This window comes from Streptomyces sp. NPDC047061, assembly GCF_040643955.1.
Taxonomy (GTDB): domain Bacteria; phylum Actinomycetota; class Actinomycetes; order Streptomycetales; family Streptomycetaceae; genus Streptomyces.
Genome location: NZ_JBEYVI010000037.1, coordinates 13,857 through 26,005, shown reverse-complemented (window position 1 = coordinate 26,005; position 12,149 = coordinate 13,857). Strand labels below are relative to the sequence as shown.

At 71.3% G+C, this 12,149-nt stretch carries 12 protein-coding genes; 3 read left to right on the top strand and 9 right to left on the bottom strand.

The features are described from left to right. Positions 1-154 precede the first annotated feature (154 nt). Positions 155-817 (top strand): polysaccharide lyase family 7 protein, encoded by a 663-nt coding sequence (locus tag ABZ887_RS38405; protein ID WP_361300446.1) that lies wholly within the window; start codon positions 155-157, stop codon positions 815-817. A 30-nt stretch (positions 818-847) separates the two neighbouring features. Here ABZ887_RS38405 and ABZ887_RS38400 read toward each other — a convergent pair whose 3' ends face one another. Beyond that, a complete protein-coding gene (locus tag ABZ887_RS38400; protein WP_361300443.1) occupies positions 848-1,288 on the bottom strand; it encodes an RICIN domain-containing protein in 441 nt (146 codons plus the stop codon). Between ABZ887_RS38400 and ABZ887_RS38395 the strand changes: the two genes are divergently transcribed. Further along, on the top strand, positions 1,188-2,756 hold the full coding sequence (locus tag ABZ887_RS38395) for a right-handed parallel beta-helix repeat-containing protein (protein WP_361300440.1): 1,569 nt from the start codon (positions 1,188-1,190) through the stop codon (positions 2,754-2,756). The genes ABZ887_RS38400 and ABZ887_RS38395 overlap by 101 nt on opposite strands. 64 nt (positions 2,757-2,820) lie before the next feature. Continuing rightward, a complete protein-coding gene (locus ABZ887_RS38390; RefSeq protein WP_361300437.1) occupies positions 2,821-3,393 on the top strand; it encodes a MarR family winged helix-turn-helix transcriptional regulator in 573 nt (190 codons plus the stop codon). Between the two features lie 3 nt (positions 3,394-3,396). Here the strand turns inward: ABZ887_RS38390 and ABZ887_RS38385 are convergent, their stop codons facing one another. The 8 genes from ABZ887_RS38385 to ABZ887_RS38350 all read right to left on the bottom strand — a co-directional run bounded on the left by ABZ887_RS38385 (position 3,397) and on the right by ABZ887_RS38350 (position 12,146). Further along, a complete protein-coding gene (locus ABZ887_RS38385) occupies positions 3,397-4,107 on the bottom strand; it encodes a type 1 glutamine amidotransferase (RefSeq protein WP_361300434.1) in 711 nt (236 codons plus the stop codon). After that, the gene (locus ABZ887_RS38380; protein ID WP_361300431.1) at positions 4,104-5,594 is read right to left on the bottom strand and encodes an aldehyde dehydrogenase; all 1,491 of its coding nucleotides are present in this window, start codon (positions 5,592-5,594) and stop codon (positions 4,104-4,106) included. Before ABZ887_RS38380 ends, ABZ887_RS38385 begins: the two co-directional genes overlap by 4 nt. 60 nt (positions 5,595-5,654) lie before the next feature. Further along, positions 5,655-7,100, bottom strand: a complete 1,446-nt coding sequence (locus tag ABZ887_RS38375; protein WP_361300428.1) for an APC family permease — start codon at positions 7,098-7,100, stop codon at positions 5,655-5,657. 186 nt (positions 7,101-7,286) lie between these two features. Then, complete coding sequence (locus ABZ887_RS38370; protein ID WP_361300425.1) at positions 7,287-7,949, bottom strand: TetR family transcriptional regulator; 663 nt, start codon at positions 7,947-7,949, stop codon at positions 7,287-7,289. Between the two features lie 43 nt (positions 7,950-7,992). Continuing rightward, on the bottom strand, positions 7,993-8,838 hold the full coding sequence (locus ABZ887_RS38365) for a fumarylacetoacetate hydrolase family protein (protein ID WP_361300422.1): 846 nt from the start codon (positions 8,836-8,838) through the stop codon (positions 7,993-7,995). A gap of 10 nt (positions 8,839-8,848) precedes the next feature. Beyond that, a complete protein-coding gene (locus ABZ887_RS38360; protein WP_361300419.1) occupies positions 8,849-9,784 on the bottom strand; it encodes a 3,4-dihydroxyphenylacetate 2,3-dioxygenase in 936 nt (311 codons plus the stop codon). Continuing rightward, entirely contained in the window at positions 9,777-11,237 is a 1,461-nt protein-coding gene (locus ABZ887_RS38355) for an aldehyde dehydrogenase (RefSeq protein ID WP_361300416.1), read from the bottom strand. Before ABZ887_RS38355 ends, ABZ887_RS38360 begins: the two co-directional genes overlap by 8 nt. A gap of 96 nt (positions 11,238-11,333) precedes the next feature. Beyond that, positions 11,334-12,146, bottom strand: a complete 813-nt coding sequence (locus ABZ887_RS38350) for an acetoacetate decarboxylase family protein (protein ID WP_361300413.1) — start codon at positions 12,144-12,146, stop codon at positions 11,334-11,336. Positions 12,147-12,149: the final 3 nt, after the last annotated feature.

The window sequence follows — 12,149 nt, the reverse complement described above, 5'->3', positions numbered from 1 at the left end:
CACGGCGAGGATCACGTCGACTTGGGCCATCAAGAAGGCTTGAGCTCCGCGTTCACATCAATAACTTTGACCCAAGTGCTTGACTCCTCCGATGTATTGGAGTTGCCTGCGGTCGCGTCATCTCTCTCGGCTCCTCCACCGGAAAGGACAGTCGATGAACCGGAGATCCTTCTTACGAGCCGGCACCGGAGCACTGGCCGCGCTCCCCCTGACCGATGCCGTGGCCGTCGCGGCCGTCGCCCCCACCGACGGGTGGACGCAGACCTCGTTCACCTACAGCTGGCAGAAGCCGTGGAACCTCGATCTCAGTGACCGGCACAGCTCCAGCGGGGGCGTCGAGCGCATGTGGGTGTACGCCACCGACGAGCCCTTCGAGGAGGGCAGCGACACCGATCCGCGTACCGAGATGCGCTGGAAGGTCGACTACAGCACGGGCGACCACATGTGGGACGCCGACGTGTATCTGCCGTCCGGCACCGACGGCGCGACCTTCGTCCAGATCCTGCGCAGCGTGCACCCCTCGGGCACCCCGGCCACGGACATCATGCTGGACGTCTACGACACCGGAGGGGGCACCGTGCGGCGCTACGACGGCACCGTGCTCAGGACGGACGCGTACGACACCTGGTTCAACGTCAAGATCGCCCACCTGGCGAGCACCGGGACCGGGACCGTCAAGGTCTACTTCGACGACTCCCTGGTCCTGACCGTCGCCGACCGGGGTCCGGCCACCCGCTATTTCAAGAACGGGGTGTACAACCACGGTTCCGGCCGTGCGGAGGCCCGTTTCCGCAACCTCCGCTACTGGACCAGGTGACCGGCCGCGGCCGTCAGGCCGTCAGGTCCGTCAGCTCTTGTGCCACTTCTGGTTGGCGGTGCCGGCGCAGGTCCACAGCTGGAGCTTGGTGCCGTTGGCCGTGCCGTTGTCGGTGACGTCCACGCACTTGTCGGCCAGGGCGCTGACCAGGTCGCCCTGCGCGCTGAGGTAGAACAGCTGGGCGCGGTTGCCGCTGCACTTGGCGACCTGGATCGCGGTGCCGTTCGCGGTGTTGGCCCAGGCCAGGTCCATGCACAGGCCGAGCGAGCGGATGGTGCCGTCCGACTGGAAGACCCACTTCTGCTTGGCGGCGCCCGAGCAGTCCAGGATCTCCAGCCGGGTGCCGTCCCCGCCCGCGTTGGTGACGTCGATGCACCGGCGCCGGGTGCGGGGCGGCTCCGAGCACGGGGTGCACGCCACGGGCGAGGCCCGGATCGAGCTCACCGACTGCGGGATCACCGACGTCGCCATGACCGGGGTCAGCGTCCTGGAGCGGGCGGTGGCCACGCTCACCGGCTGCCGGGTCGCCGGGACCGCCGCCGGGATCGGCATCGGCTCGCCCGCCGGCAGCACGGTCGCGGACACCACGGTGACCGGGACGAAGGAGATCGGCGTGCAGGTCGCCAAGGGGGCGGCCGTCTCCCTCGCCGGGATCCGGATCAGCGGCGCGGGGGCGGCCGGTCTGGTGGTCGACGAGGGTGCCGAGGCGACGGTGACCGGCGGCCGGGTCGAGGACTGCGCGGGCTCCGGCGCCGTCGTGTGGACCGGCGCCACACCGGAGGTGACCGGCCTGTACATCGACCGGCCGGGCAAGAACGGGGTGTTCCTGGCCGAGGGTGCGGGCGGCACCTTCACCTCGGTCGACGTCACCCGGGCGGGTTTCCCGGCCCTGCACGTCGCCAAGGGCGCCGACCCGGTCTTCCGGCACTGCCGGATCCGGGACTGCGCGGAGGCGCTGGGCACCGACGAGGGCGCCAAGCCGGTCCTGGAGGACTGCACCGCCGACGGCACCCCGCTGACCTTCGGCACCCCGGCCGCGGCCCCCACGAACGGCCGACCGGGTGCGGCCCCCTCCCCCTCTTCCGCCGCCAAGACCGCAGACGGCTCCGACGAGCCGGAGGAGGAGAACCTGGAGGACCTGCTCGGCGAACTCCACGAGCTGGTCGGCCTGGACCGCGTGAAGCAGGACGTCGGCTCCCTGGTCAAGCTCATGCAGACGGTCCGCCGCCGCGAGGAAGCCGGGCTGCCCGCCCCGCCGCTCAGCCGCCACCTGGTGTTCGCCGGCAACCCCGGCACCGGCAAGACCACGGTCGCCCGCCTCTACGGCCGCCTCCTCAAGGCCCTCGGCCTGCTCCGCCGGGGCCACCTGATCGAGGTCGACCGCACCGCGCTGGTCGGCGAGTACGTCGGCCACACCGGCCCGAAGACCACCGCCGCCTTCAACCGGGCGCTCGGCGGCGTCCTCTTCATCGACGAGGCCTACTCCCTGGCCCCGGCCTTCGCGGGCAACGACTTCGGCACCGAGGCCGTGGCGACCCTGGTCAAGCTGATGGAGGACCACCGCGACGACGTGGTGGTCATCGCCGCCGGCTACCCCGGTGACATGCACCGCTTCATCGGCTCCAACCCCGGCCTCGCCTCCCGTTTCGGCCGCACCCTCCTCTTCGAGGACTACGAGCCGGGCGAGCTGGTGTCGATCGTCGAGTTCCAGGCGGGGCAGCACCGCTACGAGCTGACCCCCACGGCCCGTACCGAACTGTTCTCCCTCTTCGAGGCCATGCCCCGGGGTGAGGGCTTCGGCAACGGCCGCTCCGCCCGCCAGATCTTCCAGGAGATGACCGAACGCCAGGCCCAGCGCGTCGCCGAGCTCACCGCACCGACGGCCGAGGAGCTGATCAGTCTGGAGGCCCACGACCTGCCCCACCCGGCCGCCCGCTGACGGCACGCTTGTGCCGTACGACCGTATAATTTGAGGCCGAACGAAAGTCGAGAAGGAGCCACCCGTGCCCGGTCACCGGTCCATCACCGAAGCGGAGAAGCTCGCCTCGGCGAAGCTCGGCGGGATCCCGGTCCGCCGGGACCAGATGGCGGCCGTGGCCAACGTCCACCGGGCCGCCTCCGCCGTCCGCCAGCACCTGGAGAACTCCGTGCTGCGCGGCTCGGACCTGACCTGGACCGCGTTCGTGGTGCTGTGGGTCGTCTGGGTGTGGGGCGAGTCGGAGACCCGGCACGTGGCGGAGGAGGCCGGGATCTCCAAGGGCACGCTCACCGGCGTGGCGCGCACCCTGGAGTCGCGCGGGCTGCTCGGCCGCGCCGGGCATCCGGACGACGGGCGCCTGGTGCTGCTCAGCCTCACCGACAAGGGCGAGGAGCTGATGCAGCGGGTGTTCCCGGCGTTCAACGAGGAGGAGGCCTTCGTGACCTCCGGGCTCAGCGACGCCGAGTGCCGCACCCTCGCGGAGCTGCTGCGGCGGGTCGTCCTCCAGGTCGAGGACCACGGCGAGGAGCGGCGCCGCGAACTGCTCGACGGCGCCGAGCCCGCGCCGCGCCGCAGCGGACGGCGCCCGAAGGCCTGAGCCTCACCGCGCGGCCCGTACGAACGCGTCGAACAGACGCTGCTGCACCGGGTCTTCGTGCGCGGTGTCCTCGGGATGCCACTGCACGGCGGTGAACCAGCCCGGCGCGTCGGCCAGTTCCAGTCCCTCGACCGTGCCGTCCGCCGAGGACGCGGTGACGGCGAGTCCGGTGCCGAGGCGGTCCACACGCTGGTGGTGGTAGCAGGAGGCGTCCACCTTCTCCTCCCCCACCACCTGCTCGACGAGCGACCCGGGACGGACGGTCACCGGGTGGCGCAGGTGCCGGTGGGTGCGGTCCGGGCCGCCCATGTCCTGCTCCAGAGTGCCGCCCAGAGCCACGTTCACGGCCTGCAGCCCCCGGCAGATCGCCAGCAGCGGCAGGCCCGACTCCAGCGCGTGGCGGGCGACCTGGAGGTCGAAGGTGTCCTGGAGGTCGTCGACGTCGTAGACCGTGTCGTGGGTCTCCGTCGCCCCGTAGCGGTGCGGGGCGAGGTCGCCGCCGCCGGGCAGCAGCACGCCGTCGAAGCGGGCGAGCCGGCCGGGCACGTCGGTGTCGGCGGGGTGGATGCTCGCGGGTTCGCCGCCGGCCCGCCAGACGGCCTCGATCAGGGCCCGGGCGTTCACCTCGGCGGCGAAGCGCAGCGCCGAGGTGGTGGCGGAGAACCGCGCGGGTACGGCGATGAGGGGACGGAGCCGACGGTGCGGACGGGTCACAGCTGGATCCAGGTCGTCTTGAGGTCCGTGTATTTGTCGATCGCGTGGGCGGACTTGTCCCGGCCGTTGCCGGACTGCTTCATCCCGCCGAACGGCACGGTCAGATCGCCCTCCTCGTAGCAGTTCACCCAGACCGTGCCGGCCTTCAGGGCGCGGGAGACCCGGTGCGCGGTGGACAGGTCGGAGGTCCACAGGCCGGCCGCGAGGCCGTACTCGGTGGCGTTGGCGAGCCGGACCGCCTCGTCCAGGTCGTCGAAGGCGAGGACGGACAGCACCGGCCCGAAGATCTCCTCCCGGGCCAGCCGCATACCGGAGTCGACGCGGTCGAAGACGGTGGGCCGCAGAAAGCTGCCGCCGGTCTCCGTGAGGGTGCGTTCGCCGCCGGTGCGCAGCCGGGCCCCCTGCTCCTGCCCGGCGGCGACATGCCCCTGCACGCGCTCCAGGTGGGCCTCCCCGACCAGCGCGCCCATCTCGGTCGCGGGGTCGAGCGGGTCGCCGATCCGCAGTTCCTCCGCCCGCCTCACGATGGCGTCCGTGACGCGCTCGGCGATCGAGGAGTGGACGAGGAGCCGGGAGGGCGCGGTGCACATCTCGCCCTGGTTGAAGAAGATGCCCCAGGCCGCGGTGGCGGCGGCCCGGTCCAGGTCGGGGGCGTCCGGGAGGATGATGTTGGGCGACTTGCCGCCCAGCTCCAGCCAGACCCGCTTGAGGTTGGAGTCGGCGGAGTAGCGCAGGAAGTGGCGGCCGACGGCGGTGGAGCCGGTGAAGGCCAGCACGTCGACGTCGGGGTGGAGGCCGATCGCCCGTCCGGCCGTGGGGCCGTCGCCGGTGACGACGTTGAGGACGCCTGGAGGCAGTCCGGCCTCGGTGCCGATCCGGCCGAGGAGCAGGGCGGAGAGCGGGGAGGACTCGGAGGGCTTCAGGACGACCGTGCAGCCGGCCGCGAGTGCCGGGGCCACCTTCCAGCTCGCGAGGGTGAGGGGGAAGTTCCAGGGGACGACCGCGCCGACGACGCCGGTCGGCTCGCGGGTGACCAGGGCGAGGGCGTCGGAGGCGGTGTGCGGGGACTCGTCGGTGAGTTTGTCGGCCAGCTGCCCGTACCAGCGGAACGTGGTGATCGCGGCGCGCAGTTCGATGGCGTACGCCTCGGTGATCGGCTTGCCCATCTCCAGGGTGATGGTGAGGGCGAGCTCCTCCCGGTGTTCTTCGAGGAGTTCGGCCATGCGCAGCAGGATCCGGCCGCGCTCGGCGGGCGCCAGGCGGGGCCAGGGCCCGGCGTCGAAGGCGCGGCGGGCGGCGGCCACGGCGTGGTCGACCTCGGCCTGCCCGGCGTCGGCGACCTGGGTGAGGAGCTGACCGTCGCGGGGTGAGACGACGGCGAAGGCCGCCCCGCCGCCCGGCTCGTCGGTGCCGTCGATGTGGTGCTGTGCGGGCAGGTCGAGGGTCTTGGCCCGGCCGGTCAGTTCGTCGGGGGTGAGGTCCAGCATGGTGTTCCCAATCGGAGGGTGGGGGCCCGGCCGTGCGGGGGCCGGGCCCGGCGGGGTGCGTCAGCGGCGGTGGACGAGCCGTGCGGTGCCCGCCCCGAGACCCAGGACGGCGGGGACGGTGACGACGAGCCAGACGGCCGTGCTGGTGGCGCCGCCGATGAGGGTCGTGAAGTTGGCCAGGATGACCCAGATCATGGCGGCGATGCCGAGGGCGCCGAGGGCCGGGGCGATCACCGTGTTCCAGGGCCGGGTGTCGAGGCGTTCGCGGCGGAAGAAGACGATCACCGAGACCGAGGTCAGGAAGTACAGCAGCATGCAGGCGAGGACCCCGACGCCGCTGAACCAGGAGAAGAGGGTGAGGACCGGGTCCTTGCCGGCGAGGGCGAAGGGCATCACGAGCAGCACCGCGATCGCCGTCTGGACCAGGCCCGCGGCCCACGGCGAGTGCCGGTGGTTGAGGGTGCGCAGCCGGGCGGGCAGCAGGCCCTCGCGGCTGAGGGAGAACAGGTAGCGGTTGGCGGAGTTGTGGAAGGCGAGGATGCCGGCGAAGAGGGAGGTGGCGAGCAGGATCGGCAGGACGTCGTTGACCCAGCCGCCGAACTGGTCGGCGATGGGTGCGAAGACGAAGACGGTGGAGTCGCCGCCCGACAGTGCCTTGCCCGCGGCCGCGGTGACCTTGGAGGGGCCGTACGAGGAGACCAGCATCCAGGACACGAAGGCGAAGAAGCCGGTGACCACGACGACCGAGAGGTAGGTGGCCCGGGGGACGGTCCTGTGGGGCTCGCGGGCCTCCTCGCCGTAGATGGCGGTGGCCTCGAAGCCGAACATCGAGGCGACGGCGAACATCAGGGCCACGCCGGGCGCGCCCTGGAGCACGGCGCTCGGCGAGAACGTACCGCCGAAGTCGAGGCCCTCGGGGCCGCCGCCCTTGAAGAACGTGACCAGGGCGAAGGCGAGCAGGATGCTGAACTCGGCCAGCACGAAGACGGCGAGGACCTTGGCGCCCAGCTCGATCCCGGCGGCGCCCAGCACCTGGACCACGACCATGGTCACCAGGGTCCACACCCACCAGGCGATGTGCGCGCCGGAGTAGTGCTCGACGAGCCCGCTGACCGTGTACCCGTACAGCCCGTACATCGCGGCCTGGACCGTGCAGTAGGCGAACAGAGCCACGGCGGCGCTGCCGCTGCCGGTCGTCCGGCCGAGCCCCTTGCCGATGTAGGTGTAGAAGGCGCCGGCGTTGACGACATGGCGGCCCATGGCCACGAAGCCCACCGAGAACAGCAGGATCACCGCTCCGGCGAGGGCATAGGCGGCCGGGGCGCCGGCGCCGTTGCCGATGGCGACCGCGATCGGCACGGCGCCGGCGATACCGGTGAGCGGTGCCTGGGCGGACAGGACGAAGAAGAGGATGCCCAGGACACCCAGGGCGTTGCGTTTGAGGGTGGTGGCGGGCTGGGCGCCCGTTCCGGCCTGCGAGGCGGCGTCGACCGTCTGACTGTCCACTCGGATCACCTGCTGAGGGGAAGGGAGAGTTTTCGTTTTGAGCCAAACGAGTTGCCTCATGGTGGGCCGGAACTATCCATCTGGCAAGGGGGTGGGAAGGGGAATTTACGCCAGGGAAACCGCTGCGCCCAGGGCATGGCAAACCCCCCGGCGCGACCGCGACGGGGGGTTCCGGGACGGGCACGCTCAGTCGCGGTTCTCCGGCGGCCGCTCACCCAGGGTGCGCAGGAGGGCACGCAGCTCGGACAGGGCCGCCTCGGTGTCGGCTCGGTCGCCGATGCCGGTGAGCTGGTGCAGCACCAGACCGTCCAGCGCGGCGAAGACCAGCCGGTTGAAGGCGGGGCTCGCGTCGCCGGGCAGGATGCGGTCCAGCTCGCGCTGGGAGGCACCGAAGTACTCGTCGTAGAGCTCGCGGACCTGCGGGAGCAGCTCGGGCCTGCGGCGGGCCTCCAGGAGCAGCTCGTACTGGTACGCCTGGCCGTCCGAGTCGTCCTCCACCATGTCCGTCAGACCGGCCACGAAGTCCTCGGGCTTCCCGGTGCCGGGCTCCAGCAGGCTGCTGCTGAGGCTGAGGCGCACGGCGTAGGCGAGGGACTCCTCGATCAGCGCGTCCCGGGAGCCGAAGTGGTGGACGACGAGGCCGTGGGTGACCCCGGCCTCCTCGGCGACGGCACGGTAGGTGAGGTGGCGCAGCCCGCGCGCGCCGACGACCCGGACCGCGGCCTTGAGCAGCGCCTCGCGCCCCTCGCCGTAACCGAGCCGCTTGCGCGACCGGTCGTCGGGCCGGTCGCCGCGCTGGTCGACGGGCCGATCGTCGGGCCGGTGGGGGGTCTCGGCGGGTTCGGTCATGGTCGCGACCCTACCCGCCGGTTCCCGGCGCCTTCCGGGACGTCTACCTGCGGGGCGCGCGGATGCCACGGAACTCCCAGTCGCCGCCGAGCGCGGTGGACAGCACTTCCTCGGACTCGGTGGGCTGGGCGCCCACGTCGGTACGGATGGGGGTGGGCCCGGTGACGATGTGGTTGGTGAGCCGCCCGAGCCCCTCCACCTCGACCTCGACGACATCGCCCGGCTGGACGGGCCGCGAGTTGGCCGGGGTGCCGGACAGCAGCACGTCGCCCGGGTAGAGGGTGATCGTGCGGGCGATGTCGGCGACGAGGTAGTGCATGTCCCACTTCATCTCGTCGGTCGAACCGTCCTGCACCACCTCGCCGTTGACGTACGTGCGCAGCCGCTTGCCGTGGAAGTCCCAGTCGGTGACCAGACCGGGGCCCAGCGGGCACAGCGTGTCCGAGCCCTTCACCCGCAGCATGGAGCCGGCGTCGGTGTCCCGGAAGTCGTGCAGTCCGTAGTCGTTGGCGACCGTGTACCCGGCGATGTACTCGCCCGCCTCTGCAGGCGAGACGTTCCGCGCGGTCCTCCCGATGACGATGGCGACCTCGCCCTCGTAGTTGAGCCACTTGCAGCCCTCGGGACGGACGACGGCGCCCCGGTGGGAGTTGAGGGCGGAGGTGGGCTTGTGGAAGTAGGTCGGGGTGTCGGGCAGCCCGATCCGGAACTCCTCCACCCGGCTGCGGTGGTTGAGATGGACGGCGATCACCTTGGACGGTACGACCGGCGGCAGGTGCTGCGCCTCCTCGATCTTGACGCGGCGCCCGTCCCCGGCGACGAGTTCGTCCCCGTCGACGGTGACCTGGACGGCGGCGCCGTCGAGGAGGATGCGGCGGTATTCGGGCATGGCGGCCTTCCTAGGGACGACGGTGCGGGTGGTGGGGCGCGGCGGTCACGGGCGTGCCGGTGCCGGTCCAGCCGTCGGCGGGCCGGTCGAACCAGAGGTGCACCTGGCCGGTGCCGACGGAGTTCTCGTAGTCGCCGTACTGCCGGGCCGGGGCGGCACAGGCCTGCTCACCGAGGGCGCCGGCCATCATCAGGTAGTGCGAGAACCTCGCCTCGGGCTTGAACTTCCAGAACGCGTCCATGGTGTCGAGGACCTTGTCGTGCCGGCCCTCCCTGAACCATTCGATGCGCTCGTAGTCGGCCTCCCGGGCCTCCGGCGTACGGATGTGCACCGGATCGCTGGCCTCGTGGTCGCGCAGCTCGCGCAGCGGCCAGAAGGTGTGCGAGAGGGCACCGGAGGCGATGATCAGCACCCGCCGCCCAGGAGTCGCGGCGATACCGTCGGCGAGCGCCCGCCCGAGCCGCATATGGTCCTCCATGTCCCCGGTCTGGCATACCCCGATGGTCACCCACCGCTTGTCGGGCAGGCCCTCGCCCAGGAACTTCCAGAGGTTGATGGTCGCGTAGTAGATCGGCAAGTACTCGTCGTCGATCGCGGTGATCCAGGTGCCGTGCTTGTCGGCGAACTTCTCCACGTTGCGGGCGAGTTCGGGGTCACCGGGAAAGTCGTACGGCATCCGGCACATCCCACGCGGCAGTTCCTCGGAGGTGAACAGTCCCGCCCTGCGCTGCTGTGCCGTGACGACGAACTCGACGGTCGTCGCCCAGTGGGAGTCGAGGACGACGACGGTGTCGTAGTCGTCCCGCTCGAAGACGTCCCTGCGGAGTTGCCGGAGGCCGGTGACGAGGGTGATCTCCTTGCCCTCGTTGAGCTCCAGCCGGTCGGCCTCCGGCAGCACGATGGTGGGGACGTGGGCGAGCAGCCCCGCCCCGACGATCTCACCCATGGTCCTTGAACCCCTTCGGTGCGGTGACGGTGTTCTTGAGGTCGCAGTAGAAGTCGAAGCTCCAGGTGCCGCCCTCGCGCCCGACCCCGGAGAGCCGGGAGCCGCCGAACGGCGCCTGGAGGTCACGCACGAAGAAGCAGTTGACCCAGACGGTGCCGGCGACCAACTGCGCGGTGACCCGCTCGGCCCGCTCGGGGTCGCCGGTGGCGAGGGTGGCGGCGAGCCCGAACCGCGTGTCGTTCGCGAGCCGGACCGCCTCCTCCTCGTCGGCGAAGGTCTGGAGGGTGAGAACGGGCCCGAAGACCTCCTCCTGCACGACCTCACTGTCCTGCGCGACATCGGTGAGAAGCGTCGGTGCGTAGAACTGCCCGTCCCGGCGCTCCCCGCCGATCACGGCCCGCGCCCCCTCGCCGATGGCCCGCCGCACGAAGCCGTCGATCTTCTCCAGCTGACGGGGGTGGATGTTCGGCCCGATGTCGGTGGCCTCGTCACGGGGGTCGCCCTGCCGCAGCGCGTCGGCCTTCGCCACGAACCGCCGGGTGAACTCCTCGGCGACCGAGTCCTCGACGAGCAGGCGGGTCCCGGCCAGGCAGACCTGCCCGGCGTTGTCGTACTGCTCCACGGCGAGGTCGACGGCAAGGTCGAGATCGGCGTCGGCGAACACCAACAGGGGTGACTTGCCGCCGAGTTCGAGACTCAGGGGCGTCAGGTTGGCGGCGGCCGAGGCGGCGATGCGCCTGGCGGTCGGTACGGAGCCGGTGAAGCTGATGCGGCGTACGTCCGGATGGGACGTGAGCGCATCACCGATCTCGGCGCCGTACCCCTGCACGACGTTGAGCACCCCGGCCGGCAGCCTGGCCTCGGCCGCGATGTCGGCGAGGAGGGAGGCGGTGAGCGGGGACCACTCGGCGGGCTTGAGGATCACGGTGTTGCCGGCGGCGAGAGCCGGGGCGACCTTCCAGGTGGCCAGCATGAGCGGGGCGTTCCACGGGGTGATCAGCACGCAGGGGCCGGCGGGGTCCCAGCTGACGTGGTTGCGGTGGCCCCGGGTCTCGAAGTCCTCGTGGTCGAGCTGGAGCAACCAGTCCGCGAAGAAACGGAAGTTGTGCGCGACACGGGGCATGACTCCGCGCCGGTGCGAACGCAGGAGGGCGCCGTTGTCGGAGGTCTCGACGATCGCGAGCTCTTCGATGCGCTTCTCGACCCCGTCGGCGATGGCGTGGAGAAGGCGAGCGCGTTCGGCACGGGGGGTGGCAGCCCAGGAGGGGAAGGCGTCCCGGGCAGCGGCAACGGCGGCAGCGGCTTCGGGGGGACCGCCGCGGGCGATCTCACCGATCGGCTCCCCGTCGATGGGCGAACTGTCGGTGAACGTCTCGGCAGAGGCGACCCGTCGGCCGCCGATCCAGTGCCGGGTGTCGACGGGGATTCCGGCGACGTTGATTTTGTCAGCCATGAGAGGGGCTCCTGATTATCGAGGGAAACTGGACCTACTCAGGGGCGCGGGGAACTGCGCGACCAGCCACGAACGACCCGCACCCGACCACGCACCTCACTCGGCAACCGCTCCCGACGTTCCGGACTCAAGAAGCCGCCCGCCGTCCCACACCACCCCGACCTGCCGGTAATACGCAGCGATCGGCTCCCGGACCTCCAGCCGGGCCAGCTCCTCGGTAGGCGCCTCGAACAGCTCCAACTCGGCCTCCCCCACCCACGGTTGGCCCCCTTCGAAGTCCGCGGCCCCCGACTCGATCAACTCGTCGAGAGCCAGCCCCTTGCCCTTCTCGATCGCCGGCAGCCACCGGTGATGAGCCATCGGATGCCCGTTGACGAACCCGTTCGTCCCGGACGGCTCCCGCAGCGTCACCACCGCCTGGGCCAGCCGCCGGTCGGCCGCGGCCAGCGTCGCGCCGAACCTCGCCCCGGCCTCGATCCGGGGAGCGGGCCCGTACGGGTGCGGCCGCGTCTGGTGAATCGACCCGAGCTTCTTGGGATACCCCTGGTGCAGCCCACGGGCGATCGCGAAGTCCTTGTCGACCCAGATGTAGACGCACCGCGAGTACGTCTGCCCCCGGTACTTGCAGCGCACGACCGCGAAGGCCTCCTTGTACTGCGCACGCACAGGGTCGAGCAGTTCGTCCCCGGACGCCGAGCAGGACTGCCAGTCGGCCCAGATCAGGGCGACCGCGCCGGGATCCTCGTCGGCCAACTCCAGCGGCTCGGGGAGCAGTTCACGCACCCGTGCGGGATCCGTGCGGTATTCGACGGTGAGCAGGTCACCGGAGTACCGCCACGGCGGAGCCGGGATCAGCGACGACGCTCCGCTCGCCGTCCTGGGGTGGAAAAAGCCGCGTACACCGGTCACTTG